The organism is Paenibacillus vandeheii (genome assembly GCF_030433635.1).
Lineage (GTDB): Bacteria > Bacillota > Bacilli > Paenibacillales > Paenibacillaceae > Paenibacillus > Paenibacillus vandeheii.
The window spans coordinates 55,996-79,023 of sequence record NZ_JAROCD010000005.1 but is presented as its reverse complement, the minus strand read 5'-3'; the positions used below and the strand labels follow the sequence as shown (position 1 = coordinate 79,023).

Sequence of the window (23,028 nt, the reverse complement as noted above, 5' to 3'; positions counted from 1 at the left end):
GCTTAACCTGCCCATTGGCAAAAAGTGATCCTCCGGTGCAAGCTTCCGCTTTCTATGAAGACCTGTCCAAGACGGGATAACCCCCGGCAGTGATGCCGGGGGAATCTGTCTTCTTTTATTTTACGCGCTGACTGTTCAGGTCGATTTCTTCTACTTTCTCGGTGCTCTTGAACTGAACGTCATGAATGTGCACGTTCACTTCATTCACATTCAATCCTGTCATGTTCTCAATGGAGCGCTTCACGTTCTGTTGAATTTCGGTAGCCACCTGTGGCAGACGGTAACCATATTCAATAATAACGGAAACATCCACTGCAGCTTCACGCTGACCTACTTCAACCTTAACGCCTTTGGAAAGGTTTTTGCGACCAAGCAATTCAGCAAATCCACCAGCGAATCCACCGCTCATGCCTGCAACACCTTTGACTTCAACTGTAGCCAGCCCAGCGATCACTTCAATAACTTCAGGTGCGATCTGGATTTCACCGATATCCGTTCGTTCAAATTCTGTCGGCAGTGTACTCATAACTGTTCAACACACCTTTCGCGAAATAAGTTTGCGGCCATCCGTCAGGGCGCTGGTATTCAGGCCAATCTGACCTTCAGAACCCTTCCGGTCCGGCTTTACCGGAACTCCTGCAACCTTTATCCGCTTATTACATACGGCTTATCCTCTGCAGGAGACATGCGCTCTTATTATTACATACTATATCATTTGGGCTACATTATGACAAACAAGCCCAATATACCTTTTAAATCTCATTTTCCTCAAGAAATTTGATATCAAAGTCACCACGAACGAACGTTGGATGCTCCAGCAATTTCTGATGAAAAGGAATCGTTGTGGAAATGCCTTCAATCGCAAATTCAGCCAATGCACGCTTCATCTTCGCGATGGCCTCTTCCCGGTTTGCTCCCCACACGATCAATTTGGCAATCATGGAGTCATAATAAGGAGAGATGGTATAACCCGGATAAGCTGCACTATCTACACGTACACCCGGACCTCCTGGTGCAAGGTAGAAACCAATTTTACCTGGTGAAGGCATAAAGTTACGGTCTGGATCTTCTGCGTTGATACGGCATTCAATGGACCAACCGTTGATCACAACATCTTCCTGACGGAAAGAAAGTGGATTGCCTTCAGCTACCGAGATCATTTCGCGGATCAGATCCACTCCTGTAACCATCTCTGTTACGGGGTGTTCCACCTGAATACGTGTATTCATTTCCATGAAATAGAATTCACCGTTAGGGCTGAGCAAGAACTCAAGCGTACCTGCTCCAGAGTAATCCACGGCAAGTGCTGCCCGGACTGCGGCTTCACCCATCGATGTGCGCACGTCTTCAGAGATAATTGGACAAGGTGCTTCTTCCACCAGCTTTTGACGTCGACGCTGAACGGAACAATCACGCTCGCCCAGATGCACTGCATTTCCATGTTTGTCTGCAATGATCTGAATCTCTACATGTTTCATGCCTGTCAGGAATTTCTCCAGGTACACTCCGGCATTGCCAAAAGCTTTCTGTGCTTCCTGCTGGGCCGCTGTAATTTGCTTGATCAGCGTTTCCTCATCTTCAGCGATACGAATCCCTTTACCTCCGCCACCAGCGGTAGCTTTGATAATGACAGGATATCCAATATCTCTAGCAATCATAATGGCTTCATTCATATTTTCAACCAAACCGTCAGATCCCGGAATTACAGGTACACCTGCATCCTTCATCGTTTGTTTGGCTACAGCCTTATCTCCCATTTTGGTAATAGCTTCCGGAGAAGGGCCGATGAACGTAATATTGCAGGAACCACAGATTTCTGCAAAATCAGCGTTCTCTGCCAGGAATCCGTACCCGGGATGGATCGCATCACAATCCGTCAGTGTAGCTACACTCATCAGGTTGGTGAAGTTTAGATAACTGTCTTTCGAAAGTGTAGGCCCGATACAATACGCTTCATCTGCAAGACGAACATGCAGGGAGTCTTTATCCGCTTCCGAATAGACTGCTACCGTCGAAATGCCGATTTCACGACAGGCACGAATAATACGTACCGCAATTTCGCCACGGTTCGCAATCAGTATTTTTTGAAATTTCATTTCGTTTTGTCCTCCTTCGAAGCTCATGCAGTTGCGTTATGCGGCTATAACCGTTATTCCGGTTTTACCAGGAACAGGGGTTGTCCATACTCAACCAGCTGTCCGTTCTCAACCAGCACTTCAACGATTTCTCCCTTGATGTCAGCATCAAGCTCGTTCATCAGCTTCATCGCCTCAATGATACATACCGTTGTTTTCTCAACAACTTTATCACCAGCGCTTACAAAAGGACCTGCTTCCGGCGAGGAAGCTCTGTAAAAAGTACCTACCATCGGAGATACAATTTTATGTAAATGACTTGTAGTATCGACTTGCGGAGCAGCCTCAGCTACCACTGCAGCCGGTTGCACCTGTGGTGCAGCAATCATTTGCGGTTGAATAGCAGCTGCCTGCACATACTCGGTTTTACCCGGTTTGCGAATCGACAACCGTGATCCTTCGTTTTCAATTTCCAACTCTTGAACGGAACTTTCATCTACCAGTTTGATCAGTTCTTTGATCTCACTCAATTTAAACATTTCCATTATTCACTCCTTCGGCATCATGCCAGTCTCACTAGGACGGTCATATGGCTTTATGTATTATATCATAATCGATAAAAATGGAAAGAGCCCGAGATCTGATCCAGCTCTCGGGGCTACTTTTCCATGATTTGGATTACTGTTCTGTCACGTATTGCACGCTGATTTTATTTTGGGATACAGCCAATTCTTTCATCACCAGATCCACAATGGAAACCGCCTGTTTTACATCCAGTTTGTCACTAAGAACAACAACTTTATACTTGTCGGCATCCTCTTGAACGATGGCATTGGCAAACTGTTGCGAAAGTGTTTCCTCAATTCCATTGATTTTGGCTTCTTTTTCTTCAAGCGTACGAAGCTGCTCTGTTGCCTTGGCATTTTCCTCTGGCGTTTTGCTCAGATCACCCGCAACGGTCATGAGTTCCTCATATTTGCGGTTGTTGCTTTCCTCACGCTGCCACTGGTAGTTTTGGAACTGGCTGCTCGCGGACGCCGCCGTATTCTGCTCCTCCATCTCCTTAAGGACGTCCTCATCGGTTTTCGTTGAACTACCGTCTGTTCCGGCATTTGTCTCAGGAGTGGTTGCTGTGCCTTTGTCTGTCCCTTTTTCGCTGCCTTTACCCGCCTCACCTTGCTTCTCTCCCGATTCCGCAGCCGGTGATTTCTCCGTGTCTCCAGCTTCTTTACCGTCTACAACTGCAGGATTATCAACAGATTCAGTTGCAGCTTGGTCTCCCTCTGTCCCTGTAACTTCACCGCCATTGACCACTTCATTCACAACCAAACCTTCTGTCGGATCAAGGATTCCAGCTGTTTCCTTTGTTTCTCCCTGTTTCATCCCATCCACCTGCGTGCTCTCAGCTACAGGCGTATTAACCGGACCGGAATCTTCAGTGAACAGGTAATAGGCGGACAAAATGACCATCAGACTCAGCATGGATACGAGCCATACCGTTTGACGTTTGTTATTCATTAGAACTTCCTCCTCGAATTGGCTTCATTCTTGTGACGATCAAATCTTGTGATACAGGGTCCCGGACTAATTCTGCTTGCGCGGAACAACCGAAATTCGGTAGGCCGCAACATTCAGTCCTTTTTCCACAGCATCTGTAATCAGGTCCTTCACAACCTTGTTCTCTGCACCTCTGGCAACGACAAGCACGCCCCGGATTTGCGGTTTGAGCTTTTTCGTGACAATCGGCGTCTGATCCCCTGATATTTCATACGTAATAATTTCACCATCCCGGGTATACTGCGTCATATGTCGTTTGCCCCCGTTGGCATCCGTTTCTTCGGTGAGCTGCTGCGAATCCTTCACATTACGCTGTACAACAAGCTCCTCAGTAGAATCCACGGTAACCATCACATCAACGGTCCCCACACCTACGATATTTTCCAGCACACCCTTGATCTTGTCCTCGAATGCAATCTCTATCGCCTGAAATGGGTTCTGATCCGTCAGGTCCGTCTGTATAGATGCCATGGATGTAGCCGGATCAGGAGGCTCGCGACCGATATTCTCAGAATCAATCTTTTTGACATTGACGAAGGAGTTGAACAACATGATTCCCACTCCGATCAAACCAAGGATAATAAGCCAGCGAAAGGTTTGACTGCGTCGTTGTCCACCTTCTCCGCCACCAAACCAGCTTTCCATCTTTTTGAGCCATTGCCTCATCGGATACCCTCCTTCTCACAGCGCCGAAGCGCTTTTATTTTCTTTCACCTGTACTTTGTTTGCATCAATATCCCACTTCTCCGTCAATAGCGTAATAATTTGTACTGCACGTTCTGACCGGGAGGTTGTCTGTCCTTGCTGAGGATTTGTCTCTGCCTGTTCACCCGAAACAGGTGTCGAGTCAGCTTCCTGTCCATTTTGCGAATCGCCAGAATTCCCGTTACTCTCGCGGCCACTTTCAGGATTGCTGCCGCTGTTCACCTCGATCTGTACATCTGGGACCTCAATCTGACCGATCTGGATTGGCTCTTGTACTGGAGTCGATTCAGTGGGTTCAGATTCCGAATCAGAGCCGAGTGACGGTGATGTACTTGCCACTGCATCCTGTTGACCTGTGTTGGAATTACCTTTGCCCGTTGTAGTCTCACCTGCCATCTCCACCAAAACATACTGGATCACGGGAAGTTCCACCGAGGATGCCAAATCTGTCTCCGCTTTGGTTGTATCCATGGCGAGCTTTACCTCGACGGACTGAACTCGCTCCCCGGTTGTTTCTTCAATCTGCCCTTTCATTACGTTAGCCAGTTCTTTGGCAGTCCATTGCAGCGACTGTTCCTGTTCATTGGATTGCAGCCGCTTGCCTTGAGCCAAAATCTGTTCAAGTGTTGCACTTCCATCGGACGGCGAGTCCATGGCGGTCATCGCTCGCTTAAGCTCACCAACCGGATCACTCTTCAAGAGCTTCGTTATGGGAGATAACAGGGTCAGCAGGATAAGAAGGCTCAGCACAAGCTTGACATAGCGTTCCATGGATCGATTAGGCAACAGCATATCCACGAAAGTCGCCAGCAGAACGATCATAATCAATTCCCGGAGCCAGCTGCTCAGCCACCCCATCCTTCCAACCCCCTTTCTCTTGAGCAGCCCCTCATCTCATCATGACAGTTAGATTGCCTGCGGTTAGCAGGATCGTAATTGCCAGAAAAAACATCAGTCCAACGGCCGCCAGTGCTGCAAATACATAGATCATACTTTTGCCAATTGCCTGCAGACACCCTACAATCGGCGTATCGCCTAGCGGTTGCATGATCGCGCCAGTGATGTTGTAGATCAGTGCTAGCGTCAAAATTTTAAGCGCGGGAAACGCGCATAAAAACAAGATGATGATGACACCCGTCAATCCGATTGCATTTTTTACCAGCAGTGACGCTGTGATCACCGTATCGGTTGCATCCGCAAACGTTCTACCGACAATGGGGACAAAGTTGCCTGCGATGTACTTCGCCGCTTTCAGGCTGACACCATCTGCCACGGAGCCTGATGCACCCTGCACCGAAATGACACCCAGGAACATCGTAAGCAGGATACCGAGCAGAGCCACACTAATGTTTCGTAACAGATCTGCCAGCTGTGTCAGCTTGTATTTGTCGGACAAGGAACTGACGAGATGTAATACTGCCGAGAAGAAGAGCAGCGGGAACACTAGCATGTGTATCAACGTACCCACCAGATGGATCATGAAAATAATGAGCGGATGGGTCACAGAAACGGTAATGACATTTCCCATTGAAGCCAGCAGCGTAAACAGCAGGGGCACCATGGCCATCATAAAGTTGATCATGCTGGCTATAGCATCCTTGGCGTATCCAATGGCTACACTGAAGCTGTTGATGGCGATGATGATAATGACCATGTAACAGATGGAGTAAGCGATTTTGCTAATATTGTTTTTCTCAAAAGCAGTTTGCAACGTCTCCAGAATCATGCTTAGCACACTTAGCATCACAATCGTGACCAGAAGTTTGCCGTTATATAAAATCTCATGCAGCATGAAGGTTCCTATCGCTATAAACACCGACTTCAGGCTGAACCCTTCATTGCCGGGCATTAACATATCCATAAAGGAAGGTGTTTTTCCTTCCGGGAAAAAACCGCCGTATTGCTGCATGAGTTGATCCCAATATTTTTCCACCTGATCCTTAGGCAGCTGGTCAGCCTGCTGCTGCATCCACTCTCCTGAGGGAGCACCAGCGGCAACCTGTCCTATGATCGCAAACAGAAAACACAGCGTCAGCACGAAGGTAAGGCGCCACTGCGGCTTGTAATGCATCATTTTCATATGAAGTCCGCACGCCTCCCTCTACACCGGCATCAGCTTCATGACGGTTTCGATAATAATGCTGATGATCGGTATGGCGAGTACAAGGATCAGCACCTTGCCAGCAAGTTCAATTTTGGAAGCAATGCTCTCCTGGCCTGCATCCCTGACAATCTGTGCCCCAAATTCAGCAATGTACGCTATACCTATAATTTTCAGTACCGTTTTCAGATAAATGCTCTCCATGCCTGAATTCTCGGCAAGCCGTTTCAACACTTCGATTACTGCGCCAATCTTGCCAATCAGCAGCATGAAGATCACAATGCCAGTAGCGGCAGCAATCAGAAAAGCGAACATGGGCTTCTGTTCTTTGATAACTAAAATGAGCACCGTTGCGATGAGCGCCAGACCTACAACTTGGATAATTTCCACAGGTCACCACCATCCCGGCTTCATGACCGTTCTCATTGAAAAAGAAATATCGATTTGATCTCTTGCAGCAGGCTGTCCAGCATACGGACCACCATGAACAATACAACGACAAATCCGATCACGGTCACCCAGTGAGCCATATCTTCCTTTCCCATTTGTTTCAGCACCGTATGAATCATCGCAATGATGATTCCGATGCCCGCAATTTGAAAGATTGCGTTCACTTCTAAATTCATGACCTTGGCACCTCACTATCCCGGCTATTTCAGAAGATCAGAATGACGATTAACGCTCCGACAAGCATCCCGAGACTGCGGCACATTCGTTCATATTTCATTTGATCGGCTTGGGCACGGGATTCCTCATGCATGAGTTGCTGAATGGCTAACGAGATGTGCTTGGTCTGATCCTGACGATCACTGGTGCCAAGGCTGAAGCTTAATTGCAGCATGACCTCCCGCTCGTCTGCCTTCATGGCTGATCTTCCCCACGTCTCTTCTATCCCAGACTGCAGACTCTCAAGAGCAGTGTGACCATGGGGAGGTTCCATCTGCCTGGCTGCGTGGAGGAACAGCGTTCGAACAGGTTCTTTCGTTTGGGCTCCCATTTTCCCCATTGCATCAGGCAACGGGGTCAGCCCGTAGTTAATCTCGGTCATCAGCCGCTGGAGAGCGGCGATTAATTCTCGCAGTTGTCTGGGCCTCAAGGCATACTGCCTTGCCTTGTAGAATCCGGCGAGCGTACTGGCCAGCAGAATGATGACGGCACCGAGCATGTTAAGCAAATGCCTCACCTCCCACTTCTGTCTGCTGGAGGCCACGCATTTTGCCATCGGCCAATCGAAAGGTCATGCCCCGGCTCGTCCGCTGCAGCTGTACATAGCGCTGAAACATCTGCTCGACGATCAGGGTTCTCAGCGCAGGTCTGGAAGAAAGCTCGGCCAAGTCACGACCATGTGCAGTAGCAATGACAGATACGCCAGCATGGAGTGCCTCCATCACTGCCTCCGCATCTTCAGGACGGCCTATCTCGTCCACAATCAGGACATCGGGAGACATGGAGCGAAGCATCATCATCATGCCTTCTGCCTTTGGACAACCGTCCATGACATCGGTGCGGGGTCCCACGTCAAATCCCGGTACGCCCTTGTAACTACCAGCGATTTCAGATCGCTCATCAACGATGCCAACCTTTAAACGCGGACGTATACCCTGAACTAGCTCATTGACACCCGTAAGTTTGGTTCCACTGCTAATCTGTCTTGCCAAATCCCGTAGTAATGTGGTCTTGCCTTGCTGTGGGGGAGAAAGAATTAAGGTGTGCATGACCTGTCCACTCTTCATGTCCAGCAAATAAGGCAGAATGCGATCAGCGACTCCGTGAATCTCTCGGGCAACCCTGACATTGAATCCATTGATATCACGCAAGTATTCCACGCGACCGCCACTTAGCACTGTCCGGCCAGCCAGACCGATTCGATGCCCGCCAGGAATGGTGATGAATCCTTTACGCAGCTCCTCTTCCAATGTATAAAGCGAATGATTGCTGATCAGATCCAGCAGCCTGTGTGTTACCTCTTTTAAGGGAATATAGGCTTCATCAGGCTTCGAAGTCGGACTGCCCTGGGGTGTGAGGAAGTGGTAGGTATCTCCTGCATTGATTTCCAGTGGTCTTCCTTCACGGATACGTACTTCCTCCACTTTATCTAATAAAGCGGGCGGCATTCTTCCCAGAATGGTTCGAATCGGTTCCGGAAAGATATCCTTCCAGTTCACCATCATGAATAGGCCCCTCCAACCTTGATTTCGGTTTTGTAGCGTTTCTGGTGCTTGTTCATATCTCAAGTTTATGTGTGTACATTGATTTTATGACGCTGAAATCTATCATTTTCTTCAAAATAGCGATGAGAGTTAAAAATCATAGATCAGCCTGCTGTTCTAAATCTAGGCACCCGTCTAGATCCAATTGCATATAGTGCTTGCAGACAGGTGATATTCATTCCGGGATAAAAAAGGACAGAACCACCTACCCCAAGTACAGAAAGGAGTTGTGGGGAGTGAGAGTTGATGTGGTAGGCAATGTGAATGAAGTTCGCAGAATGGATATTGCAGGACGATGTGTGGTTGTAATTGATGTGTTGCGAACGACCAGTACGATTGTTACAGCACTGGCATATGATGCGGCGGATGTGATTGCTGTAGAGACGGTTCCTCAAGCGAAACAATTGAACGTGAAGGATGCCATTCGTGGCGGGGAACGTTTTGATAAAAAAATTTCGGGATTCGAGGCGGGCAATTCCCCCTATGAATATATGACGCCGAGTATTGTGGGCAAAACCATTATTCTGACTACTACAGATGGTACACGCGCCCTCATCAAAGCATCTAAAGCCAAACATGTGCTTGCAGGCTCATTTCTCAATGTGAAGGCTGTAGCGGCTGTTCTGTGCGAGCTGCGCAGGGATATCCTATTGTTATGTGCCGGGGATCAGGATGAGTTTGCAATGGAAGATGGCCTGTGTGCAGGCAGCATTATTGAAGAATTGTACCGGCAATCCCCATTTCCCATCATGCTCAACGATCTGGGACTGGTGCTTCATCAGGCTGCAACCCATGCCGAAGACAAATTGCCCGATCTGGTTCGAGTATCCGCTGGTGGCCGAAGGCTGGAGAGGCTAGGCAGAATGCATGACGTAACGTATTGCACCCAATTGAACTTGCTGGACTGCGTTCCAGAGATGGGTGAAGAGAACCGGATGCAACCCTTCCGAGGAACACGTAAGGAAAGAATGTTTAAATTGTTGTGAACAACCTAAAAAGGTGTACTGCTTCCCGGATGGGAATACACAGTACACCTTTGTTGTATCTTTACAGCTATATCTGTTTTTATCTACGAACTTGCGGTCCGCCAATCACGGCTTGTTCTGCCGTATCCAGATCATACGCTGTGTGTAGGGCCTTAATTACGTCATGAAGCTTCTCTCCGTCAATAACACAGGATACCTTGATCTCGGAAGTGCTGACCATCTTGATGCTCACGCCTTCACCCGAGATGACTTTGAACATCTTCGCAGCAACACCCGGGTGGCTAACCATTCCTGCACCAACGATCGAGACCTTAACAAGGTTTTCTTCGGAAGTGACTTCACGGTAAGGCAGGCGGCTGTGAAGAGCCTCAATGACACGCAACGCGTTCTCACGGTCAGACAATGCAACAGAGAACGAGAAGTCTGCCTTGCCGTCCATCACACCGCTCTGAACGATAATGTCGACATCCAGCTGTTCGGATGCAAGGGCACCAAATACCTCAGCAAGAACTCCCGGTACGTCTGGTACACCTAGAATACTGATGCGAGCCACATTTTTGTCATAGGCAATTCCACTAACTACCACGCCTTGTTCCATTGTTGCTTCCTCCTTCACAACCGTTCCTTCATTATGGTTAAAGCTGGATCTTACAATCAAAGGCACACCGGAATGCTTTGCGTATTCAACTGCACGCGGATGCAATACCGCTGCTCCCAGGTTGGCCAGTTCCAGCATCTCGTCGTACGAAATTTCCTTGAGCTTGCGTGCAACCTTCACGATTCGCGGATCGGTGGAATAAATACCGTCTACATCCGTGTAAATCTCGCAAGCGTCCGCCTTGATGGCTGCTGCCAAGGCTACTGCCGTTGTATCAGAACCGCCGCGGCCAAGCGTCGTAATCTCGCCGTCTTCCGTCATTCCCTGGAAGCCTGCAACAATAACGATGTTGCCTTCTGCCAGAGCCTGATTCACCCGTTCCGGATGAATATCGTTAATCCGTGCTTTGCCGTGTACCGGCTCCGTCCGGAATCCCGCTTGCCAGCCTGTAAATGAAATGGCTTTGCGTCCCAGCGCCTGAATTGCCATGGATAACAATGAAATCGAGATCTGTTCTCCCGTAGTCAAAAGCATATCCATCTCACGTGCAGGCAGTTCACTGTTCAGCTGTTTCGCCTGATCAATCAGATCATCCGTAGTATCCCCCATGGCCGAAACCACGACTACACACTGATGTCCTTCATCCGCTTTTTCTACAACACGTCCGGCTACACGCTTCATGCGTTCTGTATCTCCGACCGAGCTGCCCCCAAATTTCATGACGTACAATGACAACGCAAATCCACTCCCTACCTTGTGCAGTATGCATAATTGATGTCCATCGTCATTATTCTCTCCGAAAAATGACTTTAACCCAGTATATTACGAAAGCGTCTGATAGGCTAATCTTTTTTCGAAAAAACCCTCTGCCAAAGGAATGGCAGAGGGTTGAAATCATGCTTTATTTAACTTACACCAAGTGAACGTTACGCGCGAGAAGAGTATTTACCTTCACGGGTATCGATCAGCAGAACATCGCCTTCGTTGATGAACAATGGCACTTGTACATTTAAGCCTGTTTCAACTTTTGCGTTTTTAGTAGCGCCTTGTGCAGTGTTACCTTTTACACTTGGCTCTGTTTCGATAACTTTCAACTCTACGCTTGTAGGCAGGTCGATTCCGAGGATTTCACCTTGGTAGCTAACGATTTTTACGTTCATGTTTTCTTTGAGGAAGTTCAATTCCCACTCCAGTTGGTCGCTTGTCAGTGTGAACTGATCATATGTTTCGTTGTCCATGAACGTGTGCTCTGTACCGCTAGCGTACAGGTAGGATACGCCACGGTTTTCAATGATCGCACGGCCAATGGTTTCACCCGCACGGAATGTTTTCTCAACGGTGTTACCGTTGCGCAGGTTTTTCAGTTTGGAACGGACGAAAGCCGCACCTTTACCTGGTTTAACATGTTGGAAATCAAGTACGGTATAGATGTCGTTGTCCACTTGGACAGTCAAGCCTGTTTTAAAATCGTTTACTGAAATCACAAAAAATCCCTCCTGATATGGTTGAAAAGTAGGTGATATGAGACGAGGGGTTAATTTAAGTTTGAAAAAGTCAAACCGTCATATTCCACAGACCACTACGATGGCAGAACAACCTTCCGATCGCTGTTATCCCCAGATTTCTTTTTGATCCCTATCTAATAGGGAGAAATCCGGTGATAAAGGCGAACGTTTCACTTCTTCAGGTTTTTTCTGCCCTCTCCGTTATTGTGTAATTTCAAGTTTACTTATTCAAAAGCATAAATTAAAAATCGTCTTATATCACCAGTGGCTGTAAATTAGCCGATTACAGTGAACTTCTTGTCCGAATTCGTCAAAATGTGAATACCCGTCTCGGTAATCACCACGTCATCCTCAATACGCACGCCGCCAAGACCGTCAATGTAGATCCCCGGTTCAACGGTTACGACCATGCCCGGTTTCAATACATCGTCGCTAAGCTTGGACAAACGGGGAGCCTCATGGACTTCCATACCCAGACCGTGGCCCGTGCTGTGTCCGAATTGCTCTCCATATCCGTGCCCTGCAATAATATCACGTGCCAATGCATCTGCTTCCCGTCCGGTCATGCCCGGTTTCAGGTTCGCCAGCGTATGTAACTGGGCTTCCAGTACGATATCGTAAATTTTACGCAGTTCAGGTACAGGCGTGCCAGTTGCGATGGTACGTGTCAGATCTGAACAGTATCCATCCAAAAGCGCACCGAAGTCAAATGTAATTAACTCATTTTGTCCGATGACTTTGCCGCTTGCTACACCGTGAGGCATAGCAGAACGTTCACCCGATGCAACGATGGTGTCGAACGAAGAGGAAGTTGCTCCATGTTTGCGCATGAAAAACTCCATCTCCAAATCCACTTCACGTTCAGTCATACCCGGTTTTGCGAATTGCAAAACGTGACTGAATGTTGCATCTGCCAGATCCGCAGCTCTTTGCATTACAGCGATCTCATCTTCGTCCTTGAACATGCGAAGTTGCTCCACGATACCGGATACAGCTTTCAATTCAATAGACTGAAGCGCTTCAGCATAAGCAGTATGCGTGCCATAGGTGACATGATCCTGCTCAAAGCCAACCTGATTGATATTCGCCGATGCTAGCAAATCGCGAACGGATTCCAACGGTTTCGGTCCATGTTCCACAACGGTAAATCCTTTGGCTTGTTGCGGTGCCTGTGTCATATAACGGAAGTCGGTAAGCAAATAGGCTTCCTGTTCCGTAATCAGCACATATCCCGCTGAGCCTGTAAAACCCGTCATATAACGACGGTTAATCGGATTTGTAATCAGCATAGCCGTGAGTTCATGTTCATGCATGGCCTCACGTAACTTATTTACTCGTTTGTTTTCCATCGGTAACCCTTCTTTCTCTCACATTCCCGGGTCCCCGGCTCAGGTTTACTTGTCCAGATGACGTACGAGAGCCAGCAGTCCCAGTTCGTAGCTTACTTCGCCAAATCCGGCAATCTGCCCGATTGTTTCTGCAGCAATTACTGAATGATGTCTGAACGCTTCGCGTGCATGAATGTTGGATAGATGTACTTCTACTGTAGGAACTTTTACGGCATTGATGGCATCACGCACAGCATAGCTGTAATGGGTCAGCGCTCCGGCATTCAGCATGATTCCGTCTGCATCGCCCATCGCTGCATGAATACGATCAATGATGTCCCCTTCGTGATTGGATTGATAAAAAGTGATGGAGACGCCCAGCTCCTCTGCCTGTCTGCGAATTTTGTCCTCAATATCCTTCAGACTAAGCGTTCCATAGATGCCGGGTTCACGTACGCCGAGCATGTTCAGGTTCGGGCCATTGATTACAACAATCCGTTTCATAGCTACTCCACCCTTTCTGCAAATAACCATCTGCTATTTTAACACAGCCATTACCGGATTGAGAAGCTTTTTTGCGGCTATGCTCCCGCTTGCTCTGGCTCACGTTTCCGTTCATCCGTGAACTCCATGGCTACGGTGTACCCGATAAACAGTCCCCACAGCAAGAAGAAACAAAATTCTGTAATGATGGAATCCCAGGTTAAGCGGTTTAAGGGCTTTACCATATCCAGTTTTGGACCTACCAGGACAAAGATAATCAGCCACCATACCATGCCGTAGATCATGCCGGGAATCGGGCCTTTGAATTTTTTTAAAGTGAATGTGTAGATCAGAGATCCGATAAGAGAAAAGACAATAAAAAACAGCCAGCCAGTCAAATGTCCTGCTGCAGTATATATAAAATTGTGTTTAAAAAAGGGTTCAGCCAAAAATCCTAATGGCACAATTGTAAAATGAAGCAAATAAAACAGCCAATGCATGCCTCCCCAGATAAAACCCGCGAAAAAACCAAGCTCCACTGCAAAAGGTAACGGCTTGGTTAAATAATGCGCTTGGCCTTGCCGTTGAGTAGGACGCTTGCCCCGGTCCTTTTGCTCTCCTTTGTCAGCACGTTGATTTTCCTTATGTGATGTGCGTTCACCGGTATACTCTGTCATCGTTATTCTCCTTCACAATCAGTTTGCAAAACCTGCGGTTAAATCTCCAATTTTGTCCTAACTCTACCGGGTAGTATGTACAAATCAGGACAAAGTTAACAACATCGCCCTTGGATCGACTCGCAAACTAGAAATTGCTCTCAAAATTCGATACAATAGGGATATTAAACTGCCTTCGACCATGAAGGCCTAGAACAGAATAGGAAGGTGAATAATTTGCCTCAACAATCCAAGCCTGTCAGCTACGGGGGGCAAGCTGTCATTGAGGGCGTAATGTTCGGCGGTAAACATGTCAACGTTACAGCTGTGCGAAGAAAAGACGGCGAAATTACGTATCTGGAAGTTCCCAAGCAAGACAAGTCCTGGGTCATGAAATTGCGGCGGATTCCACTACTGCGCGGAATTGTCAGCATTATAGATTCGAGTGTCAAAGGAAGCAAACATCTCAATTATTCTGCTGACGCATATGCTGATGATGAACTGGAACCTGAAGAAAAAGCAAAGCAAAAAGAAAAAGAAGGCTCAGGTTGGAGCCTAAGCATGATTATCGGCGTCACCGCAGTAGCTATCCTTTCGTTTCTCTTTGGTAAAATTGTGCTTACATTGTTGCCGGTTGTAATTGAGAATTTTCTATTCAAAAATGCATTCGACAATCAGTTTCTGCATAATTTACTGGAAGGCGGAATTAAGCTGATCCTGTTGCTTGCCTATCTGTGGCTGATCTCCCAGACACCGATGATTAAACGTTTGTTCCAATACCATGGTGCAGAACATAAAGTCATTAGTGCTCACGAAGCCGGGGAAGAGCTTACGCCAGAAAATGTGCAAAAGTATAGCCGTCTGCATTATCGTTGCGGAAGCAGTTTTATTATGTTGACTGTCATTATCGGCGTATTTTTATACTCGCTCTTCACATACGATAATCTCTGGGAACGTATGGGACAGCGGCTGCTGTTGTTACCCGTTGTGCTCGGCATTTCGTTCGAATTGTTGAAATTGACCAACTCGGTTCGTGACATTCCTGTACTGCGTTATCTTGGATACCCGGGACTATGGCTGCAATTGCTGACAACCAAAGAGCCGACCAATGAACAGGTAGAAGTATCCATCGCTTCGTTTAACCGTATGCGTGAATTGGATGCCAAGCTTGCAAACGTATCGGCCACGTCAGAAGTTCCTGTTGCAACATTTGATCCTGTGAAAGGGTGAATGATATGAAAAGGCAGGCCATCATTTTTTGGACGCTCATTGCACTCGCGGCCATTGGAATTTTGAATTGGCTGTTGAGTGGAGGTATATCTCGAATTGTGATACCCCTGATCGTATTCGGGGTTGTGTTCCTGCTCTATAAGTATCCGCCGCGGCGTTGGGCAAGCAAAGCATCATCACCGAAGATCAAACCATCAGCTAAAACCATGGCTAAAGTTAACGCGCAGTCTGGTACCCGGAAAAGCAACTCATCTTCCAAAAAACGCAAGGATTACCCTTTCCAGGTTATCCAGGGACAAAAGGGTAAAAGCGATGAGGACGTACCCAAGTATCATTAAAGCACTAAATTCGACTAAACACAGAAAAGCAATTCTCCCAACATGCGGAGAATTGCTTTTTCTTTTATACAGGAGTCAGTGGTGGTATCTCCGCTTCTTTCTTTCTTAGCTCTCGTCTCTGTTTGTCCAGCTGTTCACCATAGTTCTTGGTGTTCCATCCACTGAAAAATTCAGTCCCTGCGTTAACCCCAGATTGATATAAAGCTGTACTGTCCTGCACGGAAAGGTTAAACTCCGTAGGTTTAATTCCAAGGGTAGGGATTTTCACCGTACGGAATCGATTGATCTGTTCGATATATCGTTCGTCATGAGCAGTAAGCATCGTTTCTACCAAAGCTTGAAGCATACTTAGGGGACCCCTGATTCTAGCCGGCTCTCCTTCAGTTTTACCAACCATTTTAAAACCAACCACAGGTATGATTTCTCCTCCACGTTCTGTACGCTCCCCATCGAACAGCCAGAGCGGAAAATTGCTCAGTAATGCTCCGTCGACGACGTAAACAAACTGGTCTGCAAAACGTAAACCTTTAGACAGGATAGGGGATCTGCGAATGGCTACCGGGTCAAAGAAATAGGGGATACTGCAACTCATGCGTACAGCTTTGGCTACCTCCAGTTTCGAAGGATCAATTCCGAATCGTTTAATATCATCTGGCAGCACCAAAAGGGTACCATTGGAAATGTCGGATGCAATAATTAATAACTTTCCTGGAGGCAGATCAGCAAACGTCCGAATCCCCTTTTTTTTCAGCATATCCTGAATCCAGCATTCCAGCGCTTCCCCAGAATATAGTCCCTTCTTCAAAAACAGCCTTGCTGCGGGTCCGATCCACTTGGTCTCAAATATGGGAGAACGTCGCAGCAACGAAGCGAACGGCGTTTTCTCGATAATGCCTTTCATCTCTTCTGCCCGATAGCCAGCGGCTAACAAAGCAGCTACGATGGAACCCGATGACGTGCCGGCTACGCGATTGAACTCGACACCATGATCCTCTGCACCCTTTACGGCGCCGGCAAGTGAAATCCCCTTTACGCCGCCGCCTTCAAAAACTCCATTAATCAACACAATAAAACCCCCGTTCTCCAGGCAGTCCATGCTACTACTGCCACTGTATGAGAACAGGGGTTGGTCTTATTACGTTAAAATGTTTTACAGTCCATAATAGGCTTTTAATTTGGCAATCAAGCCAAGTGGGTTTTTCGTCAGATACTGTGAACTAAAGAAAATATCCCCTTTCACCGTATCATATTTCTCATTATATATAAGCTGATCAATAATCTCCTGTGATGTCTGCCATCCGATTTCCGGTGTGCCCAGCTTATAAGGGGAGTGTCCAATATACAATTTCACATCGGTATTTGCCACTTCATTGGCCCACCAGTCTACCACCTTGTCATATCGTGCTGCACTAAGTGTCATGCTCCAGTACACTTGGGGTGCAACATAATCGATCCACTCCTGCTTAATCCATGTCCGTACATCCGCATTCATGCTGTCATAAGCGGTTACTCCGGCTTTTGTATCCGAGCCTGTCATATCAACCGATTTGTTACGCCACACACCAAATGGGCTAATGCCATATTGGACGCCAGCTTTTACTTTGTGGATGCTCTCTCCAAGCTGCTTGACAAATTGATTAATGTTGTCCCGGCGCCATTCCGCACGGTCACTCGTATTCAATGTGTTGTATGCTTTGAAAGCCGCATCATCATTAAACGTTACATTGGAAGGATAGAAATAATCATCCAAATGTACGCCATCAACATCATACTGATTAACCACTTCCATAATGGAATCAATAATATGCTGTCTCGCTTCCGGAATGCCTGGATTAATATACATTTTGCCTGATGCGTTAACAATCCAGTCCGGATGAAGCTTGGATACATGATTGGCTGCGAGCCCGGTTGTCGTTGCCGAATTGGTAGCCCGGAAAGGGTTGAACCAGGCATGGAACTCAAGGCCACGTTTGTGAGCTTCCTCGATCATGAATGCAAGTGGGTCATACCCGGGATCTTTCCCCTGTGTTCCTGTCAATACGCTATTCCACGGTACAATACCTGATGGATAGATCGCATCCCCATTGGCCCGCACCTGAACAAATACAGCGTTGATTCCCATATCCTTCAATGTATCGAGCTGCTGAATGAACTCCAGCTTTTGTTTCTCAATGTTTCCTTTGGCACTAGATGAAGGCCAGTCTCCATTTACGGTCGAAATCCATGCTCCTCGCATCTCATCCGTACTTGGCGTAGTTCCCGTTCCACCAGGTTCTGCTGGTGTGACTGGATTAGGGTCAGGAGCATTGCCTGTGGTCAAATCAATGGTCTGTGCAGATTGGTTCCAGGTAACCTGGATTCCAAGGTTCTCACTGACAAATCGAATCGGTACCATTACACGGCCTTGCTTCAATTCTACCGATGCATCAAGATCAACCACGGCCCCATCTACTGTTGCCTGTTGGCGTCCACTCGTCATCGTAATGACGGAATCGGACTTCTTGATGGTGACGGTGCGCGTAGCCTGTGACCATAGAACAGAAGCACCCAGACCTTCGCTAATGACACGCAGAGGAACCATCGTTACATTTACTTTGGGCAAAATGTAAGGCGATACATCCGATTCCAATCGTTGACCATCCAAATAAATGATAATTTCCTTTTGACTAGCTGCCTGCGCTGTTAGTCCTGCAGTTTGTAAACCCAGAACAAAAATGAGCAGCAGGATCAATCCTTTTCGAAGCTTCATCAGTGCAATCCTCCAAAATAATTATAAATTCGCGGCAAATTCTGCTAGTTTAATAGACGCTCCTAAGGATTATTAAGTTGCGAAAAATCGCCAAATTTTGGTCAAGAAAAAGCAAAAGGACGCTCCCTACCGTTTTAGCGGCAGGTGCATCCTCTGATTTTTGAATGGATATGCGTTGCAATTTTCCAGGTGAGTCTGGCTTTAAAGGCTTAGGATTCGGTGTTGCTCATGTCTTCCTGAATACTTTTCAGATCACGCAATCGACTCTCATCCTGGCGGAAATATTCTACCAAAGACTCGATGCAGGTAATGGAATCCCAGCTCAGATGGTGCTCAATTCCTTCGACATCCTGATAAATATTTTCCTCCTGAACACCAATGGTCGTTAAAAATTGTTCAAGCAGATGATGGCGCTCCATCAAACGTTTGCCCATCTTTTTGCCTTTTGGCGTAAGCACTAGCCCGCGGTACTTCTCATAGATCAGGTACTCGTCTTTGTCCAGCTTTTGGATCATCTTCGTCACCGATGAAGGATGCACTTCCAAACCTTCAGCTATATCAGACACACGAGCATAGCCCTTTTCATCAATTAATTTGTATATACGCTCCAAATAATCTTCCATACTGGGCGTTGGCATCTGCTTCCCTCTCTTCTCTCTGACCGGCAATTTTCTTGCCTGGTCCCTATCTTATAATGATACATGTTATCAATACGCATTGGCAAGTCCTGCACAATTCATTCACTACTTACTGTTCGTAAAGCACTTTTCAGGCCTTATTTTCCGTTACCATAGCGCAAGTATTGGCATGGGTGACTTATCCCCAAACGAGGCAAACTAAGCGAGGTCCCGTATTGAAAGGAGTGATTTCGTGAGTACAAGTGTAGCGCATCCACCCGTTCGCAAAGCAAAAGGCACTAAACCCTTTATTCCCGATTTGGTGTATTTTGAACCTGGTGCGCTGGAATATGAGAAAGGTAAACGGATTATGGAATGGGTCACATCCAGGGATATTCCTTATCAGATGACGACATCCCATAATCGAATCACCAATCTCCCTGGCGAAACGGAACAAGAAAAGTACCGAATGGCCAAACGAACCCTTGTCGTTGGCGTGCGTAAAACACTTAAGTTTGACCAATCGAAGCCCTCAGCCGAATATGCCATTCCCATTTCCACAGGCTGTATGGGTCACTGTCATTATTGTTATCTTCAAACGACACTTGGGGCCAAGCCCTATGTCCGTGTCTATGTAAACACCGAAGAGATCATTCAGGCTGCCAAAGGTTACATTGAGGAACGTGCACCTGAAATTACCCGTTTCGAAGCAGCTTGTACATCCGATCCTGTAGGACTGGAGCATATCACCGGAAACCTCGGTGACCTGATTCGTTTTATGGCGGATGAGGAACACGGACGACTTCGCTTTGTGACCAAATACCATCACGTTGAGCCTTTATTAAACATCAAGCATAACGGACACACTCGTATCCGTTTCAGCGTGAATTCCGATTATGTGATCAAAAATTTTGAGCCCGCCACCTCACGGTTTGAAGAGCGTATTGAAGCTGCAGGCAAAATAGCTCATGCCGGTTATCCGCTCGGATTCATTATTGCCCCAATCATGTGGTATGACGGATGGGAAGAAGGATATTCTGAGCTTTTACAAAAGCTTGCCGATACACTTCCTGAAGAAGCAACCAAGGATCTAACCTTTGAGATGATCCAGCACCGTTTTACCAAAACGGCAAAAGCTACCATTGAGAAGCGATATCCCAAAACCAAGCTGGAGATGGATATCGAAAAGCGAAAAATGAAATGGGGCCGATGGGGACAGTATAAATATGTGTATAAAGAAGATCAGCAGGATGCCCTGCGCGAGTTTATTACTGAGCGCATTTTTGAGCATTTCCCACTGGCCAACATTGATTATTTCACCTAAGCGTATAGCTGGCACCTTATATTAAAGAACCTTTGATTAAAAAAGCAGGTTACATGAACCAGAATCATTCTGGTTTCACGTAGCCTGCTTTGTTCTTATTTGGAATAAACCATGAATAAAACAACAACTCGTTGATGGCTATATAAGGCTATATAATCATCCAGTCTGGTGTTATTTGCTGTAACCAGATCGTTATTTTGGTCATCTGATCCGTAAATAACAGAACCCCGAGGAACAACATTAATGCGCCCCCGGCTTTCATCATGATATTGGAATAACGCAAGATCCAGCGTGTAGAACCGATGAAAAAGGCCAGAATGAAGAACGGTAACGCAAAGCCGGCCGTGTAACCCGTAATTAATGCCAACCAGGTTGCTGGTTCGCTTGCAGCCATCGCGATGATAGCAGTCAAAATCGGTCCAATACAAGGCGACCATCCTGCCGAGAAACCAATGCCAAAAATAAATGAGCCCAAGTAACCCGCTGGTTTCCATTTCATATCCATCTTGCGCTCTTTCATCAGAAACTGAGGTTTAAACAAACCAAGCAAGAATAAACCCATTAACATAATCAAGATCGCGGATAATTGACGAATGAGATCACGGTTATCATTGAAAAATTGACCAAACAAACCGGCTCCCAGCCCCAGCGAATAAAACACTGCCGAGAAGCCCAAAATAAACGCCAGCGTATGAGTCAATGTCTTGAAGCGAACTTCACGCTGATTGCGCTCATCCTTTAATCGTTGTACCGTCATCCCCGTAATGTAGGAAAGATACGAAGGATACAGCGGAAGACAGCAAGGCGAAATAAACGAAGCTAATCCTGCTACAAAAGCCAGCCACACATTAACATCAGGCATGAAGCGGATATCTCCCTTCCCTGGGGGGTCACTTGCTTACGTTCAAAATCAGGCTCGGAACCCTTTTTTTCCAATCATCGTAAGAATCAGCATCATGATAAGCAGAAGTACAATCGTTGCTCCCGGTGCAAGGTTCCAGATCCCGGCCACAACCAGTCCAATAACTACGGCAATTTCGCCAATAACCACAGACAATATGATCGCCGATTTGAAACTTCGTGCCATCAGTAAGCTTACAGCTACCGGAATGGTCAGCAATGCCGATACCAGCAATGCGCCGACGATTTTGATCGCCGTACTAATGACAAGGGCTGTCATTACGGTAATCAGCATATTCAGCAGTTTCACAGGCAACCCGGTAACCGCTGCGGCATCCTCCTCAAAGCTGAGCAGGAAAAACTCCTTATGTAACAACGCTACAACGATGACCACGATCAGCGTGACCACACCAACCAGCTTCAAATCCGTGGAATCCAGTGTATATATACTGCCGAACAGGTAACTCATAACATCTGTATTATACCCTTTGCCCAGCGTGAAGAACAACGAAGCCAGCGCCACTCCACCGGACATGATGATCGCAATCGATAATTCGGCGTAACTCTTATACGCCTTGCGCAATTTCTCTATTGCAAATGATGCAAGCACAGCAAATATCAGCCCCACCGCAATCGGATACACTTCGATCAGGAATCCGAGTGCAACCCCGGCGATCGTTACATGAGACAGAGTATCGCCGATCATGGATAAACGTCGCAGCACCAGAAACAATCCGATCAAGGGTGCTGTGATGCCAATAAGCAATCCACCCGCCAGCGCCCGCTGAAAAAAATCACTCATTAAAATTTCCAAAACACACACGACTCCTTCGGCCTTGCTCTAATCTGGTTGTGTACTCGCTCTAACGAACTTGGGTGGTGGTATGCTGCAAATTCGTCTCGGCACAGTCTTCCACCTCATGGGAATGACGGACATGGAAATGTATCTTTCCGTTCGTCACTGCCGCTTTGGAACCGAGATAACTCTCCATCCGGTCCATATCATGTGATACCATCAGGAATGTCATCCGGTGGTGTTCATGCATATGGGTAATGAGTTCAAAAAAGCTGGCCTGGGATTCGGCATCGATGCCCACCGTCGGTTCATCCAGAATCAGCAGATCAGGGTGATTAATAAGCGCCCGTGCCAAAAACACGCGCTGCTGCTGTCCGCCGGACAGTTGTCCGATTCGTTTGTTCGCCAAATCCTCAATCCGCATCACCTGCATGGCATCTGTGCACTGCTGCTGACATTTACGGGACATTCGGCGAAACATATTCTTATTATTGTACAAGCCGGACATGACTACTTCCCTTACCGTTGCAGGGAACAATGGATTAAACGCATTTTTTTGCGGAACATAACCAATCCGTTCCCAATCCTTGAATCGGCGGATCGACTGTCCGAACAGCTTGATGTCTCCCTCGGCTGGAGGCAAGAGTCCAACCAACATCCGCAGCAACGTCGTTTTGCCCGCCCCGTTTGAACCGATAATCCCGACAAAATCCCTTTCCTGGACCATAAAATCAAGATTTTCGATCACTCGCTGGTCACCGTAGGAAAATGATAGTTTCTCGATCTCTATAATTGGATCATGACACAATGGCATGATTTGCTGCATGGCAAAGCCGCCCTTCATTGTATATAAGGATTGCAAACGAATCC

The 23,028-nt window shown here is 47.1% G+C and carries 26 protein-coding genes; 4 read left to right on the top strand and 22 right to left on the bottom strand.

The annotated features are described in order from the left end of the window. Positions 1-115 precede the first annotated feature (115 nt). From P5G61_RS10660 to spoIIIAA, 11 genes are all read right to left on the bottom strand, one after another. Positions 116-526: an Asp23/Gls24 family envelope stress response protein gene (locus tag P5G61_RS10660; RefSeq protein ID WP_024630996.1), complete on the bottom strand. Its 411-nt coding sequence runs from the start codon at positions 524-526 to the stop codon at positions 116-118. A 226-nt stretch (positions 527-752) separates the two neighbouring features. Then, positions 753-2,096, bottom strand: coding sequence for an acetyl-CoA carboxylase biotin carboxylase subunit (gene accC / locus P5G61_RS10655; protein WP_285078641.1), 1,344 nt, complete (start codon positions 2,094-2,096; stop codon positions 753-755). A gap of 53 nt (positions 2,097-2,149) precedes the next feature. Continuing rightward, complete coding sequence (accB, locus tag P5G61_RS10650; RefSeq protein WP_063565765.1) at positions 2,150-2,614, bottom strand: acetyl-CoA carboxylase biotin carboxyl carrier protein; 465 nt, start codon at positions 2,612-2,614, stop codon at positions 2,150-2,152. 139 nt (positions 2,615-2,753) lie between these two features. Next, positions 2,754-3,593 carry a SpoIIIAH-like family protein gene (locus P5G61_RS10645; protein WP_301246400.1) on the bottom strand — a complete coding sequence of 280 codons (840 nt, stop codon included), beginning with the start codon at positions 3,591-3,593 and terminating at the stop codon, positions 2,754-2,756. A gap of 66 nt (positions 3,594-3,659) precedes the next feature. Next, the gene (gene spoIIIAG, locus P5G61_RS10640) at positions 3,660-4,298 is read right to left on the bottom strand and encodes a stage III sporulation protein AG (protein ID WP_301246398.1); all 639 of its coding nucleotides are present in this window, start codon (positions 4,296-4,298) and stop codon (positions 3,660-3,662) included. Positions 4,299-4,313: 15 nt separating this feature from the next. Further along, positions 4,314-5,195 (bottom strand): stage III sporulation protein AF, encoded by an 882-nt coding sequence (gene spoIIIAF, locus P5G61_RS10635; protein WP_301246397.1) that lies wholly within the window; start codon positions 5,193-5,195, stop codon positions 4,314-4,316. Positions 5,196-5,226: 31 nt separating this feature from the next. Then, complete coding sequence (spoIIIAE, locus tag P5G61_RS10630; protein ID WP_301246395.1) at positions 5,227-6,417, bottom strand: stage III sporulation protein AE; 1,191 nt, start codon at positions 6,415-6,417, stop codon at positions 5,227-5,229. Between the two features lie 21 nt (positions 6,418-6,438). After that, positions 6,439-6,828, bottom strand: a complete 390-nt coding sequence (gene spoIIIAD / locus P5G61_RS10625; RefSeq protein ID WP_017687586.1) for a stage III sporulation protein AD — start codon at positions 6,826-6,828, stop codon at positions 6,439-6,441. 32 nt (positions 6,829-6,860) lie between these two features. Further along, a complete protein-coding gene (gene spoIIIAC, locus P5G61_RS10620) occupies positions 6,861-7,064 on the bottom strand; it encodes a stage III sporulation protein AC (protein ID WP_017687585.1) in 204 nt (67 codons plus the stop codon). Between the two features lie 29 nt (positions 7,065-7,093). Beyond that, positions 7,094-7,612 (bottom strand): stage III sporulation protein SpoIIIAB, encoded by a 519-nt coding sequence (gene spoIIIAB / locus P5G61_RS10615; protein WP_079349483.1) that lies wholly within the window; start codon positions 7,610-7,612, stop codon positions 7,094-7,096. Next, on the bottom strand, positions 7,605-8,609 hold the full coding sequence (spoIIIAA, locus tag P5G61_RS10610; protein ID WP_024631004.1) for a stage III sporulation protein AA: 1,005 nt from the start codon (positions 8,607-8,609) through the stop codon (positions 7,605-7,607). The genes spoIIIAB and spoIIIAA overlap by 8 nt, the downstream gene beginning before the upstream one ends. A 275-nt stretch (positions 8,610-8,884) precedes the next feature. Between spoIIIAA and P5G61_RS10605 the strand changes: the two genes are divergently transcribed. Continuing rightward, a complete protein-coding gene (locus tag P5G61_RS10605; protein ID WP_301246394.1) occupies positions 8,885-9,634 on the top strand; it encodes a 2-phosphosulfolactate phosphatase in 750 nt (249 codons plus the stop codon). Positions 9,635-9,713: 79 nt separating this feature from the next. Here the strand turns inward: P5G61_RS10605 and P5G61_RS10600 are convergent, their stop codons facing one another. From P5G61_RS10600 to P5G61_RS10580, 5 genes are all read right to left on the bottom strand, one after another. Beyond that, positions 9,714-10,967 carry an aspartate kinase gene (locus P5G61_RS10600; RefSeq protein ID WP_076291870.1) on the bottom strand — a complete coding sequence of 418 codons (1,254 nt, stop codon included), beginning with the start codon at positions 10,965-10,967 and terminating at the stop codon, positions 9,714-9,716. Between the two features lie 191 nt (positions 10,968-11,158). Further along, on the bottom strand, positions 11,159-11,716 hold the full coding sequence (gene efp / locus P5G61_RS10595) for an elongation factor P (protein WP_024631007.1): 558 nt from the start codon (positions 11,714-11,716) through the stop codon (positions 11,159-11,161). A 296-nt stretch (positions 11,717-12,012) separates the two neighbouring features. Further along, positions 12,013-13,086, bottom strand: coding sequence for a M24 family metallopeptidase (locus P5G61_RS10590; RefSeq protein WP_301246392.1), 1,074 nt, complete (start codon positions 13,084-13,086; stop codon positions 12,013-12,015). 45 nt (positions 13,087-13,131) lie between these two features. Beyond that, positions 13,132-13,569, bottom strand: a complete 438-nt coding sequence (aroQ, locus tag P5G61_RS10585; RefSeq protein ID WP_285078633.1) for a type II 3-dehydroquinate dehydratase — start codon at positions 13,567-13,569, stop codon at positions 13,132-13,134. A 77-nt stretch (positions 13,570-13,646) separates the two neighbouring features. Then, on the bottom strand, positions 13,647-14,225 hold the full coding sequence (locus tag P5G61_RS10580) for a YqhR family membrane protein (protein WP_301246390.1): 579 nt from the start codon (positions 14,223-14,225) through the stop codon (positions 13,647-13,649). A gap of 216 nt (positions 14,226-14,441) precedes the next feature. On the opposite strand from P5G61_RS10580, the gene P5G61_RS10575 reads away from it, so the two are divergent. Beyond that, positions 14,442-15,434, top strand: a complete 993-nt coding sequence (locus P5G61_RS10575; protein WP_024631011.1) for a DUF1385 domain-containing protein — start codon at positions 14,442-14,444, stop codon at positions 15,432-15,434. Positions 15,435-15,439: 5 nt separating this feature from the next. Beyond that, the gene (locus tag P5G61_RS10570) at positions 15,440-15,772 is read left to right on the top strand and encodes a hypothetical protein (protein WP_301246388.1); all 333 of its coding nucleotides are present in this window, start codon (positions 15,440-15,442) and stop codon (positions 15,770-15,772) included. Positions 15,773-15,836: 64 nt separating this feature from the next. On the opposite strand, the gene P5G61_RS10565 is transcribed toward P5G61_RS10570, so the two are convergent. The 3 genes from P5G61_RS10565 to mntR form a co-directional block, all read right to left on the bottom strand. Further along, a complete protein-coding gene (locus tag P5G61_RS10565; RefSeq protein ID WP_301246387.1) occupies positions 15,837-16,838 on the bottom strand; it encodes a patatin-like phospholipase family protein in 1,002 nt (333 codons plus the stop codon). A gap of 84 nt (positions 16,839-16,922) precedes the next feature. Beyond that, entirely contained in the window at positions 16,923-18,521 is a 1,599-nt protein-coding gene (locus P5G61_RS10560; RefSeq protein ID WP_301246386.1) for a family 10 glycosylhydrolase, read from the bottom strand. A 209-nt stretch (positions 18,522-18,730) separates the two neighbouring features. After that, positions 18,731-19,159, bottom strand: a complete 429-nt coding sequence (gene mntR, locus P5G61_RS10555; protein ID WP_024631015.1) for a transcriptional regulator MntR — start codon at positions 19,157-19,159, stop codon at positions 18,731-18,733. A gap of 232 nt (positions 19,160-19,391) precedes the next feature. On the opposite strand from mntR, the gene splB reads away from it, so the two are divergent. Beyond that, on the top strand, positions 19,392-20,462 hold the full coding sequence (gene splB, locus P5G61_RS10550) for a spore photoproduct lyase (protein WP_301246385.1): 1,071 nt from the start codon (positions 19,392-19,394) through the stop codon (positions 20,460-20,462). 148 nt (positions 20,463-20,610) lie between these two features. Here the strand turns inward: splB and P5G61_RS10545 are convergent, their stop codons facing one another. The 3 genes from P5G61_RS10545 to P5G61_RS10535 are packed head-to-tail and all read right to left on the bottom strand — an operon-like array spanning position 20,611 to position 23,002. After that, positions 20,611-21,324 (bottom strand): cytochrome c biogenesis CcdA family protein, encoded by a 714-nt coding sequence (locus P5G61_RS10545; RefSeq protein ID WP_301246384.1) that lies wholly within the window; start codon positions 21,322-21,324, stop codon positions 20,611-20,613. A gap of 48 nt (positions 21,325-21,372) precedes the next feature. Continuing rightward, positions 21,373-22,176 (bottom strand): metal ABC transporter permease, encoded by an 804-nt coding sequence (locus P5G61_RS10540; RefSeq protein ID WP_024631018.1) that lies wholly within the window; start codon positions 22,174-22,176, stop codon positions 21,373-21,375. 49 nt (positions 22,177-22,225) lie between these two features. Then, the gene (locus P5G61_RS10535; protein ID WP_246318198.1) at positions 22,226-23,002 is read right to left on the bottom strand and encodes a metal ABC transporter ATP-binding protein; all 777 of its coding nucleotides are present in this window, start codon (positions 23,000-23,002) and stop codon (positions 22,226-22,228) included. Positions 23,003-23,028: the final 26 nt, after the last annotated feature.

Bases quoted from the DNA above. Each gene is read 5' to 3' on its own strand.
- spoIIIAF (WP_301246397.1), bottom strand. From the start codon at position 5,195: ATGGGGTGGCTGAGCAGCTGGCTCCGGGAATTGATTATGATCGTTCTG.
- P5G61_RS10570 (WP_301246388.1), top strand. From the start codon at position 15,440: ATGAAAAGGCAGGCCATCATTTTTTGGACGCTCATTGCACTCGCGGCC.
- P5G61_RS10535 (WP_246318198.1), bottom strand. From the start codon at position 23,002: ATGAAGGGCGGCTTTGCCATGCAGCAAATCATGCCATTGTGTCATGAT.
- aroQ (WP_285078633.1), bottom strand. From the start codon at position 13,569: ATGAAACGGATTGTTGTAATCAATGGCCCGAACCTGAACATGCTCGGC.
- P5G61_RS10660 (WP_024630996.1), bottom strand. From the start codon at position 526: ATGAGTACACTGCCGACAGAATTTGAACGAACGGATATCGGTGAAATC.
- P5G61_RS10580 (WP_301246390.1), bottom strand. From the start codon at position 14,225: ATGACAGAGTATACCGGTGAACGCACATCACATAAGGAAAATCAACGT.
- accC (WP_285078641.1), bottom strand. From the start codon at position 2,096: ATGAAATTTCAAAAAATACTGATTGCGAACCGTGGCGAAATTGCGGTA.
- spoIIIAA (WP_024631004.1), bottom strand. From the start codon at position 8,609: ATGATGGTGAACTGGAAGGATATCTTTCCGGAACCGATTCGAACCATT.
- P5G61_RS10560 (WP_301246386.1), bottom strand. From the start codon at position 18,521: ATGAAGCTTCGAAAAGGATTGATCCTGCTGCTCATTTTTGTTCTGGGT.
- spoIIIAE (WP_301246395.1), bottom strand. From the start codon at position 6,417: ATGAAAATGATGCATTACAAGCCGCAGTGGCGCCTTACCTTCGTGCTG.
- spoIIIAG (WP_301246398.1), bottom strand. From the start codon at position 4,298: ATGAGGCAATGGCTCAAAAAGATGGAAAGCTGGTTTGGTGGCGGAGAA.
- spoIIIAC (WP_017687585.1), bottom strand. From the start codon at position 7,064: ATGAATTTAGAAGTGAACGCAATCTTTCAAATTGCGGGCATCGGAATC.
- P5G61_RS10545 (WP_301246384.1), bottom strand. From the start codon at position 21,324: ATGCCTGATGTTAATGTGTGGCTGGCTTTTGTAGCAGGATTAGCTTCG.
- P5G61_RS10645 (WP_301246400.1), bottom strand. From the start codon at position 3,593: ATGAATAACAAACGTCAAACGGTATGGCTCGTATCCATGCTGAGTCTG.
- mntR (WP_024631015.1), bottom strand. From the start codon at position 19,159: ATGCCAACGCCCAGTATGGAAGATTATTTGGAGCGTATATACAAATTA.
- P5G61_RS10590 (WP_301246392.1), bottom strand. From the start codon at position 13,086: ATGGAAAACAAACGAGTAAATAAGTTACGTGAGGCCATGCATGAACAT.
- accB (WP_063565765.1), bottom strand. From the start codon at position 2,614: ATGTTTAAATTGAGTGAGATCAAAGAACTGATCAAACTGGTAGATGAA.